Source organism: Pseudarthrobacter phenanthrenivorans (assembly GCF_036455295.1).
Taxonomy (GTDB): Bacteria; Actinomycetota; Actinomycetes; order Actinomycetales; family Micrococcaceae; genus Arthrobacter; species Arthrobacter phenanthrenivorans_C.
Window position 1 is genome coordinate 290349 of sequence record NZ_JAYXNX010000001.1, and the last position, 24189, is coordinate 314537.

Below are 24189 nucleotides of genomic sequence, written 5' to 3' on the forward strand. Positions count from 1 at the left end.
ACCTGCCCTACCAGAAACCGAGGAGCGTAACGCCTGTGCCCCACAGCAGGGCACCCAGGTTTGGTCCCCAAACGCGGCAAGAAACGCAGCGCCAGCCAACACCCCGATGGGGACCTGAATAGTGCCTGTTGCTGCCAGCAGACCCGACGTGAACAACAGGGAGTCCCCGGGGAGGAAGAACCCCACCAGAAGGCCTGTCTCCACAAAAAGGAAGGCGCACATGACTAAGACGAGCCAGGGGGCCAGGGCCGGATCACGCAGGATCCCGTTTGGATCCATCCACGCGGGCAGCAGGCCGGTCACTGGACGGACGGAAGAGGCCGGGGCACCAGGGGCAGAAGGCTCATGGATCCAAGTTATGCCACCAAGATTAACGCCCGCTTTCGGTGCTGCGTCCCTCCTCCCGACCCAGGTGCTGTATCGGCAAGGCCGCCGGCCACATAATGCTTCGCAAAATTACTAATCATGCTTACTATTGTGTGGCGCGGGCTGTCCGCTGGGGGCAGAGCACCCGCGCCGCACCGGAGGTCTCAACCATGGACAATGACATGCGTCCCCTTACTGACGAAGAACTGATGTCGGAGCAGGCCACTGCCTTGCCGGACAAGGAAGTGGCGTCCGTCCTGGACCTGAACGCCGACCTGGACCTGGGCATCAACGCAGCGGCTCCGATCGACCTGGCCGTCGCCGCCAACGCGAACGTGGCGGCCCCCATCGACGCCGCGGCCTCGGCCAACATCCTCTCCTTTGGCTCTGACGCGCAGGCACTTTCCCACCAGGATGCTGCCATTGACCAGGGGATCGTGGCCGACGCCAATGCCAACTCTGCACAGGACAGCGTGATCGGACAGGGCGACGGCAGTACTGGCGCTGGAACCACGGACACCGGAACCACCGATGCAACCACCGGAACGGCTCCGGCTCCCACGGGCACCGGTGGCGTGACGGACGCAGCGGGTGCCCTGAACGGCAACCTGTTGAACGTGGACGTGAACCTGAACGCCGACGCCGCCATCGCCGCCCCGATCAACGGTGCCGTGGCCGCAAACGCCAACGTAGCCGCTCCCATCGACGCAGCCGTTGCCGCGAACATCGGTTCGATCGACAGCCAGTCCTACGCCATCTCGGACCAGAGTGCCGCTATATCGCAGCACATCGACGGTGCGGCCAACGCCACAGCCGGCCAGCAGTCCAACCTGCAGCAGTAAACCAAGATGACCCAAACCCACGGCGGGCCGCCTCCTGAGGCGGCCCCGCCGTCGTCACGCATTTCCCTTGCACAGGAAGCGGGCCAAGGCAGTACGACGGCGGAAGCCAACATTCCAGCGCTGGCTGACGGCGTACAGCTGCTCGGCGCAGCAGAAGGCTCCGGATATCGCGAGCCGCCGTCGCTGGTGCGCCGCGCAGACGGCCAGACCCTCCAACTGACCAGGCTCCTGTATCTGGTGCTGGAGGCCACCGACGGCACGAACGGTCTTGAAGGCATCGCCCGGCACGTCAGCCAGGAATACGGGCGGCTGGTCAGCGCAGACAACGTGCGTACCCTGATGGACTCCCAGCTGCTGCCCATGGGCCTGCTTCGGCTCGCCGACGGCACCCAGCCCGAGGTCAAGAAGTCGAATCCGCTCCTGGGATTGCGGTTCCGCTATATCGTGTCCGATCCCGAGCGGACCCGCAGGATCACGGCGCCGTTCGCGGTGCTGTTCAATCCGCTGATCGTGGCGGCTGTGACGGCGGCGTTCCTGGCGGCCTGCTGGTGGGTGCTGATGGTCAAGGGCTTGGGCTCGGCAACGCACGAGGCCTTTGCCCAGCCCGCCCTCCTGCTGCTGATCCTCGCCGTCACCATCCTCTCCGCGGGCTTCCACGAGTTCGGCCACGCCGCCGCCACCCGCAGGGGAGGGGCGACCCCCGGGGCCATGGGTGCGGGGCTGTACCTGCTGTGGCCGGCGTTCTTCACGGATGTCACCGACTCCTACCGGCTGGGCCGGGGCGGGCGGATCCGGACGGATCTGGGCGGCCTGTACTTCAACGCCATCGTGGCTGTGGCCATCATGGGCTTGTGGTGGGCCACCGGCTTTGATGCGCTCCTGCTGGTGGTGGTCACGCAGATCCTGCAGATGGTCCGCCAGCTCATCCCGCTGGTGAAGTACGACGGCTACCACATCCTGGCCGACGCCACCGGGGTGCCGGACCTGTTCCAGCGGATAAAGCCCACCCTTCTGGGGATTCTTCCCTGGCGTTGGGGAAACCCGGAAAACAAGGTGCTTAAGCCGTGGGCCCGGGCTGTGGTCACGGCCTGGGTCCTGGTGACAGTCCCGGTGTTGCTGTTCAGCATGGTGATGATGGTGCTGTCACTGCCGCGGCTGCTGGCTACCGGCTGGGCCGGCGTGGGGAAACAGCAGGAAGCTCTGGCGTCGAGCCTTGCGTCCGGGGATGTCCTGGGTGTGGCCGTGCGGGCGCTGGCGATGGTGGTCGTGGCGGTTCCAGTGCTTGGTGTGCTGTACATTGTGGTCCGCTTGCTGCGGCAGCTGGTCACCGGAGTCTGGCAAAAGACCCGGGGGAAGGTTGCCCAGCGGATCACTGCAATGGGGCCGTGGGGGTCCTGCTGGCGGGGCTCGCCTGGGCGTGGTGGCCCGACGGCGGGACCTACCGTCCCGTCCAGGCCTACGAACGCGGGACGCTGGGGGATGCCACCTGGGCAATTCTTCCCGCTCGCGACGGCGGGGCGTTGCGCCAGGGTGTTGCTGGACGGACCGTTGCGCTGTGGCCGGCCGGCGCCCCCAAGCCTACGCGGGAGAACCCGCAGTTGAGCATGGTGCTGGTGCCTGCTGAGGAGGCATCGCCTGGCGCCTCCCGTGGTGGCAACACCCCTCCTGCTGCCGCTCCGTCCTGGGTGTTCCCGTTCGATAGGCCGGCTGCCCCGGCCGCGGACGGAAACCAGGCGCTTGCCGTCAACACCACCGACGGCTCGGTGAAGTACAGCGTGGCCTTCGCGCTGGTGTGGGCGGACGACGGCGGGCCTGTCACCACCGATAATGAGGCCTACGCATTCGCCAGCTGTTCGGGCTGCGCGGCGGTGGCCGTGGGGTTCCAAGTGGTCCTGGTGGTAGGGCAAACTGACGTGATCGTGCCGCAGAACCTCTCCGCGGCGGCCAACTACAACTGCCTGGACTGCCTCACGTACGCCTTGGCCAGCCAGTTGGTCCTGACCCTCGACGGGCCGCTGGACGGGGACAGTAAGCAGCAACTCGAGGCCCTGTGGGCGCAAATCGCCGAATACGGGCGGAATATCCAGAACGTTCCGCTCTCTGACATCCAGTCCACCCTTAATCGGTACAAGGAACAGATCGCGGCCATCGTCAAGGGCTCTTCGGCGTCCGGGGGTACCTCTGTAGCGACGTCCCCCGCCACAAATGGTCCCAGCGGTGGACCGACTCCTGGTCCCACCTCGTCCCTTGTTCAGGATGGGCCGTCCGCTCCCGCCGAGGCATCTGCTCCGGCAGAGACCTACATGGGCACTGCCCCGGCGGGCGGGAGCATGGAAGGGGGGCAACCGACGTCGTCTGTTGACTCTGACACCCCGGCGCCTACATCAGATACCGGTACGGAGCAGACCCTCGCGGCGACGCCGTCATCCGGGGCAGGTTAAGCAGGATGACCCGCCGGTGCCCGTCTGCGGGGAGCCTAACCGGGGCCTATCAGGTTCGAAGAGTAGGGTGAAGGCACGGTTGCCGGCATGGACGCAGGTGTGCGACGCCCGTGACGGGGACAAGTCCGGGAAAGGCAACCGTTGCAGTAATACGACGTCGGGAACCGGAGATACGCATGTCCAAGGGAGTCTCTTCCACATCCACGCCAAACTCGCAGCGGGGCCGGAACCTGTTCCGTGCCACCGGCATAACGCTGGGGTGGTTCCTGGGCTTCATTGGTGTGAGCGCACTGTGCGGCGCCCTTGTGGCTGGTTTGATGGTTCCGGCCGCAGCACTGGCGGAGACGGCGGTTACGGGCAGCACTGCTGCGCTGTCCACCAACCTCCCCAAGGATGTGTTCGCGGCGCCGCCGGCCCAGATGACGCGTGTGCTTGCAGCGGACGGGTCCCAGATTGCCACTCTCTTCAGCGAGAACAGGACCCGGATAACGCTGGATCAGATGTCCCCCAACATCAAAAATGCGATCGTGGCAATCGAGGACTACCGCTTCTACCAGCACGGCGGTATTGACCCTGCGGGCATCCTGCGGGCCGCGATGATTGACGCCGCCGGCGGCCACCAGGGAGCTTCGACACTGACCCAGCAGTATGTGACCAACATGCTCAACGAGAACCTGATCGCCCAGGGCAAGGACGCCCAGGTAGTGCTCAATGGGCAGAAGAGCATGAACAAAAAAATCCAGGAGATGAAGCTCGCCATCGGTTTGGAGGAGCAGTACTCGAAGGACCAGATCCTTGCCGGATACCTGAACGTGGTCGGTTTCAACGCCAACGCTTACGGGATCCAGGCGGCGAGCCAGTACTTCTTTTCCGTGGATGCCAAGGATCTCACCTTGCCCCAGGCCGCGCTGTTGGCCGGCCTGGTGAACGGCCCCTCGCTCTACGATCCGACAGTGCATCCGGAAGCGTCCAAATCCCGGCGGAACCTGGTGCTGGACGCAATGCTGGAACACGGCTACATCGACCAGCGGCAGCACGACGACGCTGTGAACACCCCCATCCAGCTCAAAGTCAATCCGCCGAAACAGGGCTGTGCCTACGCTTCCCAGGCGCAGTACTTCTGTGACTACGTCCTGCACCAGATCGAAAATGACCCGTCCTACGGGGCCACCCAGGACGAGCGGGACCAGAAGATCATGGCCGGCGGCCTGACCATCAAGACCACGCTGGACCCGCGCCTGGAGGGGCCGGCCCAGACCCAGGTGGACGCCACGACAGGCGCGAACCCGGACAAGTGGGGCACCTCGCTGGTAACCATTGAACCGGGCACCGGGAAAGTCCTCGCCATGGCACAGAACTCGCGGAAGCTGCCGGGCGAAGGCACCGATTTTGTGTCCGACTACAACTTCAACGTGGACAGCGCTGACGCGGCCGGCAACAGCCTGGGCGGTGTGGGTGGCATGCAGCCGGGCTCGACGATGAAACCCGTCACGCTGGCCGCCTGGCTTGGTGAGGGGAAGTCCACCAACCAGGTTGTTGACGCTTCCCGCCGTCGTTATGGCATCAACTATCCGTGGAAGACCACCTGCCATCCCGTCCAGGGCTGGTTCGACAGCACCGTGCCGCAATCGGCGGACCTGCAAAACGACGAGCCCAACTGGTACCGGCCCATGACGGTCCGTGAAGGCATCTACCAGTCCATCAACACGGCCACGTTCGCCTCGCTCGCCGGGCTCAACGATGTCTGCGACGTCCAACGCGCCGCAGATGCCATCGGCCTGCACCTGGGCAGCGGAAAAGACGAAAAGATCGACCTCTCAACCCTGGGAAATATCCTGGGCAGCCAAAACGTGGCCCCGATGACCATGGCCAACGCATTCGCTACGTTCGCGGCAAACGGCACCTACTGCGCCCCCATGTCCATCACGGAAGTCGATGACGCCCAGGGCAACAAGATCGGCGGCCAAACATCTTCCTGCCAGGCCGGCGCCCTGAAACCGGATGTGGCCAAGGCGGTCACCAACGTGCTCCAGGACGTCCTCACGAAAGGCTCCGGCCTGTTGATTCCGCAGAAACTCGGGGTGCCGGATGCCGCCAAGACCGGTACCAACGAATGGAACAACCAGACCTGGGTGGTGGGTTACACCAAGGGCCTGGCCACTGCGTCCTTCTTCGGGGACCCCTTCAGCGGTGGACCGGACCGGTTGGGACGGAACGTCACAATCAACGGCAAGTTCTACCCGGCAGTCGATGGAGCCTTCATCGCGGGCCCGCAGTGGGCCCAGTACATGCAGGCGGCCGTGGGCCTCTACGACCATGGCAACTTCGACGCACCGCCGCAGAACCTCATCAGTGGCCCGTCAGACCAGCGCGGGAAGACTGCTTCACCGGCGGCAGGCCACTAAACGCCGGTCGGTAGCCTGCCCGGTTGACGGGCCGGCTTGAAGTCGGCGTTACCTTTTCACTCCCGGCCTCGCCGGCTTCTTGACCCCCGCGAGCAGGAAGACCCCGGCGATCGCGGTTGCACCGGACAGGAGGAACAGGACAATCGCAAGCGGGGGTGCCGTGTCCGCCTCGCCGAGGATCGTGACACCGATCGCCACGGCAACCAGGGGGTCGATGACGGTGAGCCCGGCGACCACAAGTTCTGGCGTTCCCCGGCTGTGGGCGTTCTGGACCAGGAAGCTGCCTGCCAGGCCGGCAACGACCAGCCCTGCGAGGCATGTCAGGGACAGCCACTCGAAATCGCCCTGGAACAGCCGGCCGATCACGGTCTTTGCCAGGGCCGCGACGAACCCGAACAGGATCCCGGCGCCGGCAGTAAAGACCACCGCGCCCGCCCGGTGGCGCCACAGCATAAAGGCGACGGCCACGCAGGCAAGGACCGTGGCCAAAACGATGAGGATGGTGACCAGGTGCCGGTCGCTGATCTCCACGTCCTGTGCTGACAGCGCCGCTACCGCAACGAACACCCCTACACCGCCCATGCACAACCCGACGGCGGTGAGGGACCGGCGCCCGGGGGATCTGCGGGTTATCCGCGCCGTGGCCAGCGTGGTGACCACCAGGGCCACCGCACCGATGGGCTGGACCACGATCAGGGGGGAGAACCGGAGGCTGGTGAGCTGGAGGAGGATGGCGCCGCCCAGCATCGCTGTCCCGGCAAGCCACTTTGGATTTCGAATGAGGGCATGGAGGCGTCCTCCGCCCATGCTTCCGACAGCACGCCCGGAAGCGGCGGGCTGGTCTTCCACAGCCCGGTGCTGGAACAACGTTCCGAGCGCAAGCAGGATGGCGCCGGCCACCGCGATGGGGATCCCGAGCCAGTGGTAGGACGTGAGGGCGGACACCGACGCTGCCTGGATCATGATCAGACCTTACCCAAGCCTGCGGGGTCACATCGGTATCCCGGGGCCCGCTGAAAGTCTAGGAAAGTTCGTTGTGGGAAATTCTTCCCGGCGCCGGAACGGGCACTGTATTCACGGCCGTCGACCGTCTGCGCCGGAACAACAGGGCGAAGGCAGCAGCGCCGGCCAGGAATATCAGTCCTGCCACCCAGGTGTTCACCCGCAGGCCCAGAATCACGTTGGCGTAGTCGGACCTCATCAATTCAAAGGCGAAGCGTCCCGCTGTGTAGCCGGCAACGTAGAGTGCGAACACGCTGCCCGCACCCAGAACGAAGCGCCGGTCCAGATACAGCAGGGCGGCTCCGACCGCTACGCACCAGATCGATTCGTAAAGGAAGGTCGGCTGAAAATAGCCGATGACCACGGGAGTCCCCGCGGGGCCCATAACGGCGGAACCGGTAGCGGGATCCATCTGATGGATCTGAAGCTTCCAGGGGAGTGTGGTGGGGTCCCCGTACAGTTCGTTGTTGAACCAGTTTCCCCATCGGCCCAGGGCCTGGGCGAACACCAGGCCCGGCGCCGCAGCGTCCATGAATGCCACCAAGGAGACGCGCTTGCTGCGGCAGCCAACCCAGGCGCCGACGATACCCAACGCCACGGCACCCCAAATCCCCAGTCCACCATCCCAGATCGCAAAGGCGTTCCAGGGATTCCTGCCTGGCTGGAAGTACAGCTCGGGGTCGGTGATGACGTGGTAGGCGCGCCCCCCGATAATCCCGACCGGGACCGCCCACACACAGATGTCCAGGACCTGCTCGGCATGGCCGCCGCGCGCGCGCCAGCGCCGGGACGTCAGCCAGACAGCAAAGACGATGCCGGCCATGATGCAGAGCGCATAGAAATGGATGGTCAGCGGGCCGACGTGAAAAGCGCTAACGGTCGGGGAGGGGATGAATGAGCCGTTGTCGGTCATGGAGTCCTGTTCTGGGGGTCTGCTGCGGTAGTTCTTTTCAGCTGTGGTTCTGGCCTTGGAGTTCGTCCTCCAATTCCAGCAGCGCGGCGAGGGCGGCGAGGGCAGGGACGGCGTTTTCTATGGCCTGCTGCTCTGCTGGAGTGAGTTGCCGCAGTGCCTGTCCCAGCCTTCGGTGGTTCGCTGCCTGCCACGCCGAGAGGACTTCCGCTCCGGCGCTGGTGAGTTTGAGGGCCACGGCCCGGCGGTCTCCGGGCCGTGGGGTTCGGGTGACCAGCCCTGATGTCACCATTTGTTGGATGAGGCTGCTGACGGTGTTGGTGGCCAGCCTTTGACGCTCTGCCAGGTCGCGGACTCCGATGCCCGGCTCATCGGCCAGCCGCTGAAGGACCTCCACCTGTGCCATGGGCAAAGACTCCCAGGGGAAATCCTGCCGGACGCTCGAGCGCAGGACCCGGCGAAGGCGCGTTATCACGCCCGTCAGCGACCACGCGTCCGCCCCGGAAGGGTCAGGCGCCGGTGCCGCAGCGGGGGAGGAGGGGACACCCGTCGTGTTCATACCGTGAGCTTATCCTTTTAGTTCCGCCTTAGAATAGTTCTGTGTCAGAACAAGAGGCCCATAAGGGAGCCGCCTTAGCCCCGGGTTCAGCCGTCGGGTGGGGGAAACTGTTGCGGGAACCGGCCCGGCCGGACTGGGTCCGAAGGCGGCCGCGGGCTGCCTGGCTGGTGGTTGCCACCGTGTGCATTGGTGCTTTCATGGGCCAGCTGGACGCCAGCATCGTGACATTGGCGGTCCCAAGCATCAGAACCGAAATGAACGCTTCGCTCGCGCAGGTGGAATGGGTTGCCCTGATCTACCTGCTGGTGCTGGTGGGCAGCATCTCGGCCGTAGGCCGGCTCGCAGACATGGTGGGGCGGAAGCTGCTCTACACCTATGGCTTCGCGTTGTTTACCCTCGCTTCCCTGGGCTGCGCGCTGGCGCCGGACATAACATGGCTCCTGGTGGCCAGGGGGATTCAGGCGGTAGGGGCGAGCATGCTTCAGGCGAACAGTGTCGCGCTGATCCGGACCAGCATGCCCGCCGGGAAGCTCGGCAAGGCCATCGGGCTTCAAGGCGCCGCGCAGGCCGTTGGCCTGGCCCTGGGTCCTTCCGTGGGCGGCATCCTCATTGGCCTGGGCGGCTGGCGGTGGGTTTTCTTCGTCAATATTCCAGCAGGTGTCATCGGAGTGGTGCTGGGCTGTTTGCTGCTGCCCCGAACCCGGGTCAAGGCTCCCCTGGTGAGGTTGGACTGGCCAGGACTCCTGGCCCTGATGCCGGCCGTTGGTGCCCTCCTCCTGGCATTGTCCGAGGCCTCCAGGTCCGGTTTCGGCAACCCCCCTGTTCTGGGCTTGCTGGCAGCATCAGCTGTTCTGCTCGTCGTGTTCGTCCTGCTCGAACGCCGCGCGCGGCATCCCTTGGTGGATCTCTCACTGTTCCGCGCGGGGACCTTCAGCCGGGGCATCGCGACCGGCCTGCTGAGCTATCTCGTGCTCTTCGGGGTTTTGTTCGTCACGCCCCTGCACCTGGAGTCCGAGTATTCCCTGCCGCCGGCCCAGGCAGGTTTGCTGCTGACGGTGCTTCCAGTGGCTCTTGGACTCGTGGCTCCCGTTGCGGGCTTTGCGGCGGACCGTTCCGGAGCCCGGCTGCCCACTTCGGCTGGTATGGGGCTGGCCGCGGCCGCCCTGGCCATCCTGGTTTGGCCTTCCTCGGGTCTGTGGATTACTGCGGCCGGCTTGGCTGCCCTGGGCCTGGGACTGGGCCTTTTCACGCCGGCAAACAACGCTGCGGTGGCGGCAGCCGGACAGGACCACCAGGCAGGCATGGTCAGCGGCGTGATGAACATGACCCGGGGAGTGGGAACCTCTCTGGGCGTGGCGTTGGGGGCAGCAGCATATTCGCTCGCCCCTGCCCTTGCAGACAGTGCAGGCGTGCAGGGAGGGTCCGGGCTCGGTTTCCAGATGGCCGCCGCACTCCTGGCCGTCCTTGCTGCCGTGGCGGCTGTCCTGTCATTACTCGGACGGCCCTCCGCGCCGGCCTCGTCACGTCCCAGGAAGTAAGGGAGCCGGCCAGCGGCGGCACCGCCTCCTACCGCGTATCCACGTCCTCGAACACCAGGAACGTCTGCGTGTCCAGCACGCCCGGCATGGTCTGCAGCTGGTCGAAGATGACCCGGCGCAGGTCGATGTTGTCCACGGCGCGGACCAGGAGGATGACGTCGAAGTCGCCGCCCACCAGCGCGATGTGGTGCACCTCGGGAATGGCTCCGAGCTGGTCGCGCAGTTCACGCCAGGAATCCTGCTTCAGCTTCAGCGTGACGTAGGCGGAGGATTTCAGCCCCGCCTTGATGGGATCCACCAGAGCGGTAAACCGGGTCAGCACCCCGTCAGAAGTCAGCCGGGAAATCCGGGAGTAGGCGTGCGCCCTCGAAATATGCACGTTTTCCGCCACCTGCGTCACGGACATCCGGCCGTCCCTGGTCAGCTCCGAAATAATGCGGCGGTCAATCTCATCCAGCGGAACCTCGGCAGCAGCATCCTTGCCCGGCATTTTGTCCACGACTCCCGTCGGTAATCCACGTCACAGTTACAAATCGTCTTCCATATTAGGTGCTTCGGAACAGCTTCTCCACGATTCGCGCAGGTACTGGATACGAAACAGCCGCCGGGACAATACTGGGAGGGAATAGTGGCTACCGAAGGACGGACCAATGACGATCTCCGCAGACCACACCGCGCCGGACACCACCAGCACCGCAGGGGCAGAGAATGCGCTCACGGAGGCTGTGAAGAAGTTCGGCATCACGGTGGAGGACTACATGCTCCCCGCCCGGCACCAGATCCAGATGGTGGACCCGGACGGCCGGCTCATCCCCGAGGGGGAGCAGGGCACCCAGCCCGGCCACGAATACCCCGTGCCCGGCGACAAGGAACTGCTGGCAGCGTACGAGCAGCTCGTCGTCGGCCGCCGGGTCAACGACCAAAACTCCGCTCTGGTCCGGCAGGGACGCATGGCGGTGTATCCGTCCAGCCATGGCCAGGAAGCGTGCCAGGTCGCGGCCGCGCTGTGCCTCTCCGAGGGTGACTGGATGTTCCCCACCTACCGCGATGCTGTGGCCGTGATGACCCGCGGCGTTGACCCCGTCCAGGTGATGACCATCTTCCGCGGCGACTGGCACGGCGGCTACGACCCCCTCAAGTACAAGGTGGGTATCCAGTGCACGCCGCTGACCACCCAGCTGCTGCACGCCGTCGGCGTTGCCCATGCCGCCAAGCTCCGCGGCGAGGACACCGTGGTGCTGGCCATGTGCGGTGACGGCGCCACCAGCGAAGGCGACTTCCACGAGGCGCTCAACTTCGCCGCCGTCTTCCACCTGCCGGTCATCTTCTTCGTCCAGAACAACAAGTACGCCATCTCGGTGCCGCTGGCGCACCAGTCCGTGGCGCCGTCGCTGGCGCACAAGGCCGTGGGCTACGGCATGGCGGGCGAACGCGTGGACGGGAACGATGTGGTGGCGCTCCTCGCCGTCCTGGACCGGGCCGTGAAGCTGGCCCGTGAAGGCTCCGGACCGCTGCTGGTGGAGGCCAACACCTACCGTATGCAGGCCCACACCAACGCCGACGACGACACCCGCTACCGGGAAAACAGTGAGGTTGTGGAGTGGCGGGCCAAGGACCCGGTCAACCGGATGCGCACTTACCTGACGGGGCGGGGGCTTTTGGACGACGACGGCGAGGCCCGGATCCGCGACCACGCCGAGGCGGTTGCCGCGCAGCTGCGCGAGGGCCTGGGCGAGGACGTGCCCGTGGACCCGCAGGAGCTCTTCCGGCATGTGTTCGCCGTACAGACGCCCCAGTTGAAGGAACAGTCCGCCATGCTCGCCGACGAGCTGGCCCGCGATGCCGCAGCTACTGATTCGAAGGAGGCCGGCAAGTGAGCCCCACCATCACCACCTCGTCCGAGGCCAACGGCAACGTCTCCGCCGCCACCGCCCGCGCGGCAGCTTCAGCCGCCGCGTCCGCCGAAGCCACCGGCCCGCAGCCGGTCACCATGGCCAAGGCACTGAACACCGCGCTCGCCGACGCCATGTCCGCCGACTCCTCCGTCCTGGTGTTCGGCGAAGACGTGGGCATGCTGGGCGGCGTCTTCCGCATCACCGACGGCCTCACCGCCACGTTCGGTGAGCAGCGCTGCTTCGACACCCCGCTGGCCGAATCCGGCATCGTGGGCATGGCCGTGGGCATGGCCATCAACGGCATGCGCCCGGTCATCGAAATGCAGTTCGACGCCTTCGCGTACCCCGCGTTTGAACAGATCGTCAGCCACGTGGCCAAGATGCACAACCGCACCAAGGGCGCCGTGAAGCTGCCCCTGGTCATCCGCATCCCTTACGGCGGCGGCATCGGGGGAGTAGAGCACCACTGCGACTCCTCAGAGTCCTACTACGCCCACACCGCCGGCCTGAAGGTCTACACCCCGGCCACCGTTGCGGACGGATACCGGATGCTTCGCGAGGCCATCGACTCCGACGATCCGGTGGTCTTCATGGAGCCCAAGAAAATGTACTGGACCAAGGACTCCGTGGACCTTTCGGAGCTCCGGCGCCTCCACGAGGACCCCCGTGCGGAAGGCGCGACGGCGGGACGTGGCACTGAGGGCCGTGCCGCCGTCGCGCGTCCCGGCACCGACGCCACGCTGGTTGCGTACGGTCCGTCCGTCCCCACCGCGCTGGCTGCCGCCGAGGCTGCAGCTCTGGAGGGGCGATCGCTGGAAGTCATCGACGTGCGGACGATTGTTCCGTTCGACGACGAGACTGTCTGCGAGTCGGTGCGGAAGACCGGCCGGGCCGTGGTGATCGCCGAGGCGCACGGGTTCGCGTCCGTGTCCTCCGAGATTGTGGCCCGGGTGCAGGAGCGCTGCTTCCACTACCTGGCTGCCCCCATCCGGCGCGTCACCGGGTTCGACGTCCCGTACCCCGCACCCAAACTCGAGAAGTACTACCTGCCCGGCGTGGACCGCATCCTCGACGCCGTTGACGATCTTCAGTGGGAGAACTGACCATGAGCGAACCACGCGTGTTTTTGCTGCCGGACCTCGGCGAAGGCCTCACCGAAGCCGAGCTGGTGTCCTGGCATGTTGCCGTCGGTGACGAGATTTCCGTCGATCAGCCCATCGCGGAGGTGGAGACCGCCAAGTCCGCCGTGGAGGTGCCGTCCCCTTACGCCGGGATCGTGGCCGAGCTGCACGGGAAGCCGGGGGAGACCCTGGACGTGGGGAAGCCGCTGATCTCGGTGACGCCCTTTGGTTCCGCTCCCGTGGGTGCCGCGGATGATGCCGCCCCCGCACCTTCGCCGGACAGCATTCGTCCTGCGGACGATGCTGCCGGCTCAGGAAGGCCCGAAGCCACTCCCGGGGCGGCATCATCCGCGTCGGCTGCGTCGACGGAAGCCGAGGCTTACCGCGAAGAGGAGAAGGCCGGGTCCGGGAATGTGTTGATCGGTTACGGCACGCCCGGTGGGCACGGTGTTGCCCGGCGCACCCGTGCCCCGAAGGCCGCCGTCGGGCTGGCTGAGCCCGCTGCACCAAAGCCCACCGAGGACGACCTCACCCTCCTGCGCACCCGCGTCCCCGGCAAGCTTGGTGCTGTGATCTCTCCCTTGGTCCGGCGGATGGCGCGCGAGCACGGCGTGGACCTGGGCGACATCTCCGGGTCCGGTGACAGCGGACTCATCATGCGGCGCGATGTCGAGGCTGCCCTGCGGAGTGCTGCACCGGAAGTTGAGCCGGCTGCAGCTCCGAAAGCCAAGCCGGTTGAAGCGCCGGAGCGTCCTGTTGAGTCCGTCGCACCCCAGGGACGCGATGCCCGCACGGGCCTTGCCGTTTCGGCCCGCACCCCGGTCCGCGGGGTCCGGAAGGCTGTGGCCACCAACATGGTCCGCAGCCGTTCCGAGATCCCGGAAGCCACCGTGTGGGTGGACGTGGATGCCACCGCGCTGATGGAACTGCGCGAGGGGCTGAAGGCGAGCGGCACCGCGGTCCCCGGCCTGCTGGCGTTCATTGCCCGGTTCGTCACGGCAGGCCTGAAGAAGTATCCGGAGCTGAACACCCGCATCGAGACGGCGGAGGATGGGTCCCAGGAGATCGTGTCGTTCGACGGGATCAACCTGGGTTTCGCGGCGCAGACCGACCGGGGCCTGGTGGTTCCCTCCGTCCGCGGGGCAGAAAAGCTCAGCGCCAGGGAGTTGGACGCGGAGATCCGCCGGCTCACCCAGGTGGCCCGCGACGGCAAGGCGAGCCCGGCCGAGCTGGGCAGCGGCACGTTCACGCTGAACAACTATGGCGTGTTCGGCGTCGACGGCTCAGCGGCGATCATCAACCACCCTGAGGTGGGCATCATCGGTGTGGGGCGGATCATCGACAAACCATGGGTGGTCAACGGTGAACTGGCTGTCCGAAAGGTCACCGAGCTGACGCTCACGTTCGATCACCGGGTCTGCGACGGCGGCACGGCCGGCGGCTTCCTCCGCTTCGTTGCCGACGCCATTGAAAACCCCACGTCGCTCCTGGCAGACATCTAACCTCGTCCTGCCGACGCACATAACTGTTCCCGAGGCGCAAAGCGGCCGGCGCACCCAAATGCGGGCAGCGCCGGCCTTTTTGCGCCTCGAAACTTCGTTGGGGTATCGCCCGGGTAGCCCGCCCTGCGGTTGGCAGGAAAACGACGGCGGACGCCTGCCGCCGTCGTACGTGCTCATCCTTCAAAGCGGAGCGTGATCACCAAGCCGATCAGCGCGACTATTCCTGAGAGCAGCATCGCTGCCCGGGGGTCACCGAAGTTCAAGGTCCACCCGATGCCGAACCTGCGGGGGACCAGCAGTGCCGGGTCTTCCCGGTTGATGTAGATCACCCCGCCGCGCCAGTACCTGTCATCGTCGCGGTGCGTAAGCCCCGTGTCCTCCCCGTTTCCGCCGCGGTCCCTGTTGTTCCTGGCCAGCACCGCGACGGCTGCCGCCACGGAAGCCAGGACGGGGACCACGACCACCAGGGGCGCCCACCGGGTAACTGTCCCGGTCCACATCAACAGCGACGACCCCATCAAGCCCAGATCGATCATGGCGACCAGCCCGAGCAGCGCCTTGGCACTTAGCGTCATGTAGTGCCGGGCCCAGCGCGAGGATCCCACGGGGCGGGCCGGGTCCAGATCGGGTCTGCTGCGGACGATCGCCGCCGCAATTCCTGCCATCAGCGCTGTGAGGCCAAGCTGCAGGAAGACCAGCGAAAAAGCCGAGCCGACTGACTTCACTTCGAGCCTGTTGGGGAGACCGTTGGCCCCATAATGCACTGCGAGGGTTTGGGGCATGGACGGGTACATCACAACGCCGATGACGGCCGTCGCTGCCGTGATGATCCCCGCCGGTGCCACCCAGCGCCAGGGGAACCGCGGAGGACTGGTCCGCAGCTCCGTGTCCACCGCAATGCCCTGGTGCAGCCCCTCGAACCAGCCACCGGCAAGCTTCGCTGCCCGGATTGCCTGATGGGCCAGGAAGAAGCAGCCGTACCAGGTACCAACCAGCACCAGCACTGACAACGGCAGCAGCAATGGTTGCGCGGTTACTGCCACGCTGCCCACACCGGCCGCGGCGATGACACCACCGCACAGCAGGACCCGCCGCCGGTAGATGCGCGTTTGCTTGGTGACCACCTGGTCGGCAGCGTATTGTGCCGGGACGCGGACCCCGAAGGGAATGGTGTCACTGGTGACCGATGGCAGCACCAGGGCCAGCAGCAGTACCAGTCCCAGCAGCACGAAACCCAGAATGACGGAAACAATCATCGCGTGTCCTCCTGCGTTGCGGGACCAAAGGAAGTGAGCAGTGCCTGGCAGGTCCTGAGCACCTCGTCGGGAGGTATTCCGCGGGCCACGGCCTCGGCCAGGAGGGTCCGGGCTCTGGCGGTCCAGTCGGAGGGGAGGACCTGATCCGTGGCAGCCGCGGTTACCACCGCCCCGGTCCCGCGGCTAAGGCGGATCAGCCCTTCCTGCCGAAGGAGGTCGTAGGCCTTGTTGACCGTATGGAAGTTGACGCCGAAATCAGCGGCGAGCGTGCGGGTGGGCGGCAGCGGGCTGCCTTCCGTCAGGGCGCCGTGCGCGATCGCTTCCACGATCTGGTCCCGGATCTGCTGGTAGATCGGGACGTCGGCGCCCAGGTCCACGTTGAGGATCAACGCACCTCCAACCCTTGCCTTTGTTCTATTAGTTATAGAACAAAGCTGGGGCTGCCGCCAGAGGTCTCAGAATGGAGGGAAACGACTGGAGGCCGGTGCTGGGTCCGGTTTTTTTCGCCAGGGTCTTTACGCCCAAGCTGCAGGTTATTAAAGTGATAGGCGTCATAGTCCGGATGGGCGCCGGGGAGCGTCCGGGAAGGGGGAGTGCATCACCACTGACCGTTACCTGATGACAATTGACAACTACGTTGAAAGCCCCTCCTAGGAGGGGCTTTCCCCTTGCCAGCAGAACTACCGAGGGTTGGTCCTTTCAAAAAGCGAGTACTCCCTACTCAAGACGTACCCGCCACCGGTTCCTAGACTGGGCCGACATACGGGGATTGGGGAGGTCTACCTTGCAAGCAACCGTCGAACCGTTCCTGGCGCCGCAACGGGGGGCGGGCCCGTGACCCCGGCGCGCATCCGCATCAACGGCGCTTTCCACGGACAAACTGTCACAGGCCAGCAGCGGTATGCCACTGAAGTGGCCCGGCAATTGGTTACCGTGAAAGCGGGCTCTGCCTACGAGCGATGGCCCGGGCCCTGGTGGTCCGCCAAGTCCCTCCGGGCCTGGTTGTGGTCCCAAACAGTGGGGGTGGGCCGCAGTAGCGGAGAACTGCTCCTCACCCTCAGCAGCCGCGGCCCCCTGGCTGCGCGGCGGCACGTCATAGTGGTGCACGACCTGTTTGTCTTCACGCACCCGGAATGGTTTTCCCGCCGTTACGTGTGGTCCCACATCCCGGTTCTTTGGCTGCAGATTTTCACGGCCCACGCGATTGTGGCCGTGAGCGGTCCCGTAGCAGAGCAGGTGCAGGCGCTCACCAAAGGCCGGAAGGAAGTATTTGTCGCGCCCAATGCACCCTCGGAAGTCTTCCTGCAGGACCTCACTCCGCACGACGACCCCCAACCGACGCTGGACCGGCTGGGGCTCAAAGCCGGTCAGTTTATTCTGGCCGTGGGAAGCCTTGACCCGCGAAAGAACCTGGAGCGGTTGGTTGAAGCCCACATGACATTGCCGGCCCGGGTGCGGGCCTCGCATCCACTGGTCATCGTGGGTGGCAGGAACCCTGCCACGGGAGAGGTGTCGCTGCCCGAAGTTCCGGACATCAGGCTGCTGGGCCGTATCAGTGACCAGGAACTTGCCACGTTGTATGCGACGTCCTCCCTGGTTGCCTTCCCCACCCTTGATGAGGGATTCGGGCTCCCTGCCGTGGAGGCACTCGCGGCAGGTGCCAGCCTCCTGGTCTCCGACATCCCGGTCATGCACTGGGTCTGCCGGGAGTTTGCCTCTTACGTTGACCCTTTGTCCGTGGATGGGATAGCACGGGGGCTTCAGCAGGCCATTTCTGTCTCCCCGGGAAGCGCGGAGGACCGCGCAGCGCGCCGACAGTATGTGGCCTTCCGTTTCTCCTGGGAGATGACAGTCAACGCGATAGTCGAAGGCATCGAAACGTTGTCTTCCGCTTCCGCCGCGCGTGTGGCTGCCAAGGAGCGCGTGTAGTGCCTGAGTGAAGGAAGTTGTGGACCCATGAGCTCTTTCCCGGATCACCCTCTGCTTTCTGGTGCAGAGGCCACTTCCGTTGTGGTCCCATTCGGAGGCAACCCAGACCTCCTCCGCGTGCAGCTTCTGGCGCTCCTGGACCAGGACTATCCGGGGCAGGTTGAGGTGGTCATCGCCTGCAATTCCAAGATGATGGACCTCGCCGGCCTGGACCTTCCGGAACTGCCGCCCCGGACAGCCCTCACCGTCCTCGATGCCACATCCGTTAAGGGACCTTCGCACGCCAGGAACATCGGGTGGCGGCACTGTTCCACGAATACCGTCCTGTTTTGTGATGCGGATGACCGGGTTGATCCGCACTGGGTTGGCGCTATGGTTGGGGGGCTTCAAGCGAGCCCTCTTGTAGGTGGCCGTTTGTGCTACGAGGCGCTGAACGATGCGCAGGATGTGGCTTGGAACCGTCAGTCCACCGTTGCGCTTCCGCGAAAGTTCCGGCACCTGCAGTTCGTGGCGTCCAGCAATTTCGGCGCACGGAGGCATGTCCTGGAGCAAATGGGCGGCTTTGATGAGCGGCTCACCTGCGGGGAGGACATCGACTTCTGCTGGCGTGCCCAGTACCACGGGTTTACCGTGGCATTTGTGCCGGAGGCACGGGTGGAATACCGGCTGCGGGCGGACGTGAAGTCGATTTGGAAACAATCGGTGGCCTATGGAACCAGCGACGCCTTGCTGCTCCGCCGGCACGCCCGGTTCGGTGCACGCCGCCCTTTGGCTGACACCGTGGCAGAAGCAGCGGCGATCGTCCTGGCACTGCTGCGGACCCCTCTTCAGCCGAGCCTGGTCCGGAAGGTGGCGGTACGTGCCGGCATGTTCGTGGGAAGGGTCCGGGGATCGGTCCAGTACAGGAAGTGGGCGATATGAAGCGGACTACCGGGGGCTCCGGGAGCGGAGCTGCGGCAGGGGGCGGCAACATGCTGTTGTGCGTGGTGATTTCCAGCTTGGGAAAGACGGACCGTTTCCGGCTGCTCCTGGCTTCGCTGGCAGCCCAAACGCGACACGATTTCGTGGTAGGGGTCTGCGATCAGAGCTCGGACGGGTCAGTCACCGCTGCCGTCCGGGAGTTCGGCGGGGACCTCATAATGTTCACGGTGGCCAGCGGCAGGGGCCTCTCGCGCGGCCGCAATGAGGTGATACGGCACGCTGATCCCCGCGTCACCCATTTCATGTTTCCGAATGACACATCAACTCTCCCCAAAACGTTTGTGGCGGATCTGTACGAGCGCCACCAGGACGCCGATGTGTTGGCGGTGAGCTATCTGGACGGCGGGGTCCCGAGGCGCGCTTTCTCGGTCTCCCATGCGGCTCTGGATGCGGAAAACGTGTGGCAGATTATCGAACCGGGCATGGTTCTTTCGCGGACCGCCCTCGAAATTGGCGGCCCTTTCGATGAGGATCTGGGAACGGGCGCCCCCTCTCCTTGGCAGTCGGGTGAAGGAACCCATCTGCTGCTGGGTCTGCGCGGCAGGCCACTCACGGTCCACTGGGACCCTGGCCTGGCAGTCCTGGGCGTCCCGGAGGATTATTCCCTCACCGCAACCGAACGGCGGGCAAAGTTGAGGGCCTACGGACGCGGCTACGGATACGTGCTGTCCACATGGAACTACCCCTTGACCAGACGGGTAAAAGCCATCGGGGGCCCCATCCTGAGGGCCGCCTTGAATAACTCGGGGAAAGCGCTGTTCGACTCGCTTTACGCTTCCACCGGACGCCTGGAGGGCGTTATCGGAGGCGCACGCGAGCGCCGCCGCCGCCCAGACAGCGGGCGCACCCAGCCTGGGACGGGAACGGAACACCGATGACAAATATCCGAATGAGCGGCGGGTACTTCTCAGTTCAGGGCAACATCCCTGCCCCGGCCAGAGGTCTCCCTCGACGCCGGGACAGGCGGGCTGATCCGCTGGGTACAGTGCTGCGGCGCGTTGCGGCGATAGTCGCCTACAGCGCTTTGCTCCTGCTGCGGGATACGGTTTCGCTTGAGGTCCTGGTACTTTGCACCCTCCTGGTGCCCCTTGCCCAGGCGGTCCTCTTCAGAAAAGTCAGGCTTTCCTCGCTCCTGCTGTTTTCCCTGACGCTGTATGCCTCCACCGCCTGGCTGGCGATGAAATACGGCAGGCAGAACTTCGATCCCTGGCCGCAGCTTGATGTCGTTCAAAAGGTCACCCTCATGGACGTCACCTGCGTCCTCCTCGCGGGTCTTGCCACTGAAATACTTATTGGTTCCGAGGCGATTGACAGAGCGGTCCGCCGCTCCGCGAAGGCCGTTCAGGACGCTTTCTCAAACCTTAGTTCCCCGGTACCCGATGCGCTGTTGTCCTTTGCCATGCTGGGCATCGGCATGCTTGATTCCTACAAAATCCTGACCATCGGACTTGGCACCGTGCTGTCAGGGGAACGGCGCGAGTATGCCAAGGATTTGCTGCTTGCTTCCAACCACAACGTGCAGGTCTTTGGCATCGCGGCGAGCGTCTTCCTGATTATCCGGGTTGTCCTCGTCAGGACCGGAATGCTCCCGGTGGTTGCGTTGACCGCGGCGTGGCTGCCGTTCCTTCTTGTGGGGAGCCGCAAGGAGGCCATAACGGTGGCAGCCATCAGTGTGGTGATTCTGGCTACGAAAATCAACGTAAGAGGTGCGGTGGTCCTGAGTCTGGGGTTTCTGGGAAGCCTCGGACTGCCCGCGCTGAAAACCGGAAACTGGTATGCATCCCTGCATGAATTCATCCTGCCCCAGTACATGCATTTCGCCATCGGAATGGGTCTGGTCCCGCCCGGCCTGGGCGGATCATTCATTGAGAGGGCGCAGTTCCTCCTCCCCAGTTTTCTCCGCCTCAGCCGCATCACGGACATCGGGCGCGAATTTTTCGCCCTCCACATCACCGGCGTTGGCGTTGGGGCGAGTCCTTTCGCGGAAGCGGAACTGAACAATTTCTTCGGCAGCCCCTACCTGTCATTTGTCCTGCTGTACGTCCTCCTGGCCGCCATTATGGTCCTGGCGTCGAAGCGACTTCCCCTCATGACCTGCATTTTTTACGGTCTCATGCTCGTCTACGGCCGGAGCGACTTCTGGACCATGGCGTTCTTCGGCGTCTACGTCTCGCTGCTGGTCAAGATCTTCGTGGACTTTTCCACCGCCCTGCCCTCGAACTTCAAAACGCCGGCTCCCCGCGCCCACCCGGTGTGAGCGCAGGGAGCCGGCATCCGTCGAACAGCTCAGGGAGCGTAGCGCTTCATAACGCGCCGGTGCATGCGAAGACTGCCTTGAACGTCCGCAGGAGGATCAGGATGTCCACCAGCAAGGACCAGTTGTCTACGTAGCGGAGATCAAGCTGCAGGCTCTCCTCCCAGCTGAGGCTGGAGCGTCCGCTGACCTGCCAAAGTCCACTCATACCGGGGGGAACAGTAAGCCTGCGCCTGGCGTGGTCGTCGTACAGGGCCACCTCATGCGGGCGTTGGGGGCGGGGGCCCACCAGGCTCATGCTCCCGGCCAGGACATTCAGCAGCTGGGGAAGTTCATCGAGGGAGTACCTGCGGAGGAAACCCCCGATGGAAGTCAGCCGGGGGTCCTTGTGGACTTTGAAGAACGGCGTCTTGTCAGTGCCTTGGGCCTGGAGAAGCGCCATAAGCTCGGCGTCCGCATTCAGCTTCATGGAACGGAACTTGTACATCCGGAATGGGTGGCCGTGCTGGCCCACCCGCTCCTGCAGGTAAAAGACCGGTCCTTCGCTGGTGAGCTTGACCAGCAGCGCCAGCATGAGGAGCGGCAGCGACAGCAAAATCAGCAAAAGCAGTGCGAAACAGATGTCCATGGCCCTCTTGCCCAACATGGCCAGGGGGCTGTAGCCGGCGGACGGCAGAATGGCGTGTGGAGTGGCCCGGGCCAGTGGATGCCTGCCCAGCCTGGCGGTTCCTCTTGGCAGCGCGGCTACATAGAACCTGCGCGGTGGAGCCAGGCGTGCTGTGTGGTGGGGTCCTCCTGGGGGGAATTTCCAGCTTCGCACTGTTGACTTGAGTTGAGTCGTGGAAGCGGCCCTCGTCATTCCTCTGGTCATAGTTCCCTGCCCTTCATGGCACTCGTGGGTTGGCCGTCGCGTTCGGCGGCTTCGGGGGTGTTGGGTGAGAGGTCACCGCGGCGGTCGAGGGCATGGAATGCCTCATCTCTTCCCGCAGTGAATTAGGCGTTGCCTGCCGGCCTAAGTGCGCGCTGCGGCAGCGGGTTCCGATTCGGGACCCGGACATGACTCCTTGCGCGGGTGGCACGACGAAGCGGCAGGCCCGATGGGCCCATGGCGTTGACCAAACGCTTTCTATGAATGCGGCTGCATAACCCCAGTTGCAGTCGCCCTCAGGGACGACCATCCGGACGTTGCCCTGTTTGCCGGCCGCCCGGGTCTGCGGAGCTCCCGGTATTGTTTCTTGTAATACTTTTCCTACCGGCGGCGCGTTCGCTCATGAGCATCTCCAGGCTTTATGCGGCGGCAAAAGTGGGTTTATACTAGGGACCTAAGTCCTGAAATCAGTCGGTTTACCAAAAAGCTCTAAAATATCCGACAGGAACGCTGGCCGTAGTAATTCCTGGCTGTGTTCCGTACTTGCTTGGAGTGAAATCCTGTCACCACGGCCATGGGCGATCAACCGATGCGGGTACTGCTTAAAACCCCCCAATTCACCGGATGTTCACCTACCCCATGCCCTTCCAGGTACTCAGTTCTTACAAGCTTCAACGCTGGGTTTAAGGCCGTGATCCCTCCTGCCGACTCAGCCGCTCCGCAATTTCCACATAAAATCCGCAATCGCGTTGACCCGCCCGCACATACCTTGCAATATGGCTAGAACCGTCTGCGGACAACCTTCTGCCGTTTGATTTAAAGGTGCCGACTTGACCACAACTGATTACCTGGGAATATTCCGTCGTCAATGGATCCTGATTGTGGCCGGCGCCCTTTTAGGCCTGATGGTTGGCGGCGGCTTATCCATGCTGATACAGCCCACCTACACGGCACGCACCCAACTGTTCGCCTCGATGCAGAACTCCGGGTCCGTGCAGGAGCTGCAGCAGGGAAACACGTTCGCTGAGGCCCGCGTGCAGTCCTATGTCCGGACCGTCGAAACCCCTATTGTGCTGCAACCGGTCATTGATCGGCTGGGACTGCACACCACGCCGGAAAAACTGGCCAAGAAAGTCACGGCCGGTGCGGACCTAAACACGGTGATCATCAACATTTCGGTTGTTGATTCGTCGCCTGATCAGGCAGCTGCCATTGCCAAAGGGGTGGGTGAGAGCCTAATAGCTGCGGTGGACGCACTGGAGAAACCCAAAAATGCGGGAAGCTCACCCGTAAACCTGTCCGTGGTCACCCCTGCCGTTCCGCCCGATGCGCCCACCGCGCCGGACACCAAAAGGAACCTGGCCCTTGGGCTGTTCCTGGGCCTCCTGGCTGGACTCGCGGCCGCGTTCCTGAGGGCGGCACTTGACAACCTGGTCCACAGCGAAGCCGACCTGAGGAAGACAACGGATGCCCCCCTGCTGGGAGCCATTCCCTTTGATCACCAGGCGGTCAAGAAACCGCTCCTTACCGAAGTCGGGGGCCAAAGTTCCCGGGCAGAGGCCTACAGGCAGCTTCGAACCAACCTCCAGTTCACCAATGTGTCCGGACAGAGGACCGCCGTACTGGTAACTTCTTCCGTGCCCGGGGAAGGCAAAAGCACCACGGCCATAAACCTGGCCATCACGCTTGCGCAGGTCGGCCAAAGGGTCTGCCTTGTTGACGCTGATCTTCGCCGTCCCATGATCCATGACTATCTGGGCCTTCCCAAAGACATCGGACTCACCACCGCGCTGATGGGGACAACGCCGCTGGCGGAAGCGATTCAGTCGTGGGGCAGCGACAGACTCTTTGTCCTCACCTCAGGCCAGGTTCCGCCAAACCCCAGCGAACTGCTCGGATCCGAGGAAATGAAGGACCTGGTGGTCCGCCTCCGGCGGGACTTCCAGACCGTGATCATCGACTCGCCGCCCCTGCTGCCGGTGACGGACGCTGCTGTACTCTCGCAGCATGTGGACGGGGTGGCACTTGTCATCGGGGCTGAGAAGATCAAGCATCAGGAGCTTGCCAAGTCGCTCAGGATGCTTGTCATGGTGGACGCAACGCTTCTGGGCGTGATTCTGAACCGACTCCCGGCAAAGGGGCCGGACGCCTACCAGTACAACGTGGGAGGTTCGTCCAAAATCAGCCTCGGTTCCCAGGCAAGGGCACCGGAACGCGCTTAAAGCCCCACTGGGCCTGTACCCCGGCCAGGCCAGTAACCGGTATCGGACCTGAAGCGCCCGCAGGCCTGATGCCCGGCATGCTGCTTCCGCCGGCGCCG

Annotated in this window: 20 protein-coding genes; 13 read left to right on the plus strand and 7 right to left on the minus strand. The window is 64.5% G+C overall.

The features are described from left to right. Positions 1 to 548 precede the first annotated feature (548 nt). From VXJ37_RS01380 to VXJ37_RS01395, 4 genes are all read left to right on the plus strand, one after another. Positions 549 to 1208, plus strand: a complete 660-nt coding sequence (locus VXJ37_RS01380) for a peptidoglycan-binding protein (protein WP_331321285.1) — start codon at positions 549 to 551, stop codon at positions 1206 to 1208. A 6-nt stretch (positions 1209 to 1214) separates the two neighbouring features. Further along, positions 1215 to 2810 (plus strand): hypothetical protein, encoded by a 1596-nt coding sequence (locus VXJ37_RS01385; RefSeq protein WP_331321286.1) that lies wholly within the window; start codon positions 1215 to 1217, stop codon positions 2808 to 2810. Between the two features lie 11 nt (positions 2811 to 2821). Beyond that, positions 2822 to 3649, plus strand: coding sequence for a hypothetical protein (locus VXJ37_RS01390; RefSeq protein ID WP_331321287.1), 828 nt, complete (start codon positions 2822 to 2824; stop codon positions 3647 to 3649). A 176-nt stretch (positions 3650 to 3825) separates the two neighbouring features. Beyond that, on the plus strand, positions 3826 to 6054 hold the full coding sequence (locus VXJ37_RS01395) for a transglycosylase domain-containing protein (RefSeq protein ID WP_331321288.1): 2229 nt from the start codon (positions 3826 to 3828) through the stop codon (positions 6052 to 6054). Between the two features lie 48 nt (positions 6055 to 6102). Here the strand turns inward: VXJ37_RS01395 and VXJ37_RS01400 are convergent, their stop codons facing one another. From VXJ37_RS01400 to VXJ37_RS01410, 3 genes are read right to left on the minus strand one after another with little or no spacing between them, the layout of a single operon-like run. Then, the gene (locus VXJ37_RS01400) at positions 6103 to 7017 is read right to left on the minus strand and encodes a DMT family transporter (RefSeq protein ID WP_331321289.1); all 915 of its coding nucleotides are present in this window, start codon (positions 7015 to 7017) and stop codon (positions 6103 to 6105) included. Positions 7018 to 7075: 58 nt separating this feature from the next. Further along, positions 7076 to 7969 (minus strand): prolipoprotein diacylglyceryl transferase, encoded by an 894-nt coding sequence (gene lgt / locus VXJ37_RS01405; RefSeq protein ID WP_331321290.1) that lies wholly within the window; start codon positions 7967 to 7969, stop codon positions 7076 to 7078. A gap of 37 nt (positions 7970 to 8006) precedes the next feature. Beyond that, positions 8007 to 8525 carry a MarR family winged helix-turn-helix transcriptional regulator gene (locus tag VXJ37_RS01410; protein ID WP_331321291.1) on the minus strand — a complete coding sequence of 173 codons (519 nt, stop codon included), beginning with the start codon at positions 8523 to 8525 and terminating at the stop codon, positions 8007 to 8009. Between the two features lie 41 nt (positions 8526 to 8566). On the opposite strand from VXJ37_RS01410, the gene VXJ37_RS01415 reads away from it, so the two are divergent. After that, positions 8567 to 10063 carry a DHA2 family efflux MFS transporter permease subunit gene (locus VXJ37_RS01415; RefSeq protein WP_331321292.1) on the plus strand — a complete coding sequence of 499 codons (1497 nt, stop codon included), beginning with the start codon at positions 8567 to 8569 and terminating at the stop codon, positions 10061 to 10063. 28 nt (positions 10064 to 10091) lie between these two features. Here the strand turns inward: VXJ37_RS01415 and VXJ37_RS01420 are convergent, their stop codons facing one another. Then, positions 10092 to 10553, minus strand: a complete 462-nt coding sequence (locus tag VXJ37_RS01420; protein ID WP_141946154.1) for an Lrp/AsnC family transcriptional regulator — start codon at positions 10551 to 10553, stop codon at positions 10092 to 10094. 160 nt (positions 10554 to 10713) lie between these two features. On the opposite strand from VXJ37_RS01420, the gene VXJ37_RS01425 reads away from it, so the two are divergent. Genes VXJ37_RS01425 through VXJ37_RS01435 form a run of 3 tightly spaced genes read left to right on the plus strand, consistent with a single transcriptional unit; the run spans position 10714 to position 14581 of the window. Then, positions 10714 to 11940 (plus strand): thiamine pyrophosphate-dependent dehydrogenase E1 component subunit alpha, encoded by a 1227-nt coding sequence (locus tag VXJ37_RS01425; RefSeq protein ID WP_331321293.1) that lies wholly within the window; start codon positions 10714 to 10716, stop codon positions 11938 to 11940. Then, on the plus strand, positions 11937 to 13061 hold the full coding sequence (locus VXJ37_RS01430; RefSeq protein ID WP_331321294.1) for an alpha-ketoacid dehydrogenase subunit beta: 1125 nt from the start codon (positions 11937 to 11939) through the stop codon (positions 13059 to 13061). Before VXJ37_RS01425 ends, VXJ37_RS01430 begins: the two co-directional genes overlap by 4 nt. Before the next feature lie 2 nt (positions 13062 to 13063). Next, on the plus strand, positions 13064 to 14581 hold the full coding sequence (locus VXJ37_RS01435; RefSeq protein ID WP_331321295.1) for a dihydrolipoamide acetyltransferase family protein: 1518 nt from the start codon (positions 13064 to 13066) through the stop codon (positions 14579 to 14581). 173 nt (positions 14582 to 14754) lie between these two features. Here VXJ37_RS01435 and VXJ37_RS01440 read toward each other — a convergent pair whose 3' ends face one another. Further along, on the minus strand, positions 14755 to 15837 hold the full coding sequence (locus tag VXJ37_RS01440; protein ID WP_331321296.1) for a DUF1648 domain-containing protein: 1083 nt from the start codon (positions 15835 to 15837) through the stop codon (positions 14755 to 14757). Next, positions 15834 to 16226 (minus strand): GntR family transcriptional regulator, encoded by a 393-nt coding sequence (locus VXJ37_RS01445; RefSeq protein ID WP_331321297.1) that lies wholly within the window; start codon positions 16224 to 16226, stop codon positions 15834 to 15836. Before VXJ37_RS01445 ends, VXJ37_RS01440 begins: the two co-directional genes overlap by 4 nt. Before the next feature lie 445 nt (positions 16227 to 16671). On the opposite strand from VXJ37_RS01445, the gene VXJ37_RS01450 reads away from it, so the two are divergent. The 4 genes from VXJ37_RS01450 to VXJ37_RS01465 are packed head-to-tail and all read left to right on the plus strand — an operon-like array spanning position 16672 to position 21004. Further along, on the plus strand, positions 16672 to 17766 hold the full coding sequence (locus VXJ37_RS01450) for a glycosyltransferase family 4 protein (protein ID WP_331321298.1): 1095 nt from the start codon (positions 16672 to 16674) through the stop codon (positions 17764 to 17766). Between the two features lie 27 nt (positions 17767 to 17793). After that, entirely contained in the window at positions 17794 to 18687 is an 894-nt protein-coding gene (locus tag VXJ37_RS01455) for a glycosyltransferase (protein ID WP_331321299.1), read from the plus strand. Continuing rightward, complete coding sequence (locus tag VXJ37_RS01460) at positions 18684 to 19625, plus strand: glycosyltransferase (protein WP_331321300.1); 942 nt, start codon at positions 18684 to 18686, stop codon at positions 19623 to 19625. Before VXJ37_RS01455 ends, VXJ37_RS01460 begins: the two co-directional genes overlap by 4 nt. Beyond that, positions 19622 to 21004, plus strand: a complete 1383-nt coding sequence (locus VXJ37_RS01465; RefSeq protein WP_331321301.1) for a hypothetical protein — start codon at positions 19622 to 19624, stop codon at positions 21002 to 21004. The genes VXJ37_RS01460 and VXJ37_RS01465 overlap by 4 nt, the downstream gene beginning before the upstream one ends. 46 nt (positions 21005 to 21050) lie before the next feature. Here VXJ37_RS01465 and VXJ37_RS01470 read toward each other — a convergent pair whose 3' ends face one another. Further along, a complete protein-coding gene (locus tag VXJ37_RS01470; RefSeq protein WP_331321302.1) occupies positions 21051 to 21629 on the minus strand; it encodes a sugar transferase in 579 nt (192 codons plus the stop codon). Between the two features lie 1070 nt (positions 21630 to 22699). Here VXJ37_RS01470 and VXJ37_RS01475 point away from each other — a divergent pair. Then, positions 22700 to 24091 carry a polysaccharide biosynthesis tyrosine autokinase gene (locus tag VXJ37_RS01475; RefSeq protein WP_331321303.1) on the plus strand — a complete coding sequence of 464 codons (1392 nt, stop codon included), beginning with the start codon at positions 22700 to 22702 and terminating at the stop codon, positions 24089 to 24091. Positions 24092 to 24189 lie beyond the last annotated feature (98 nt).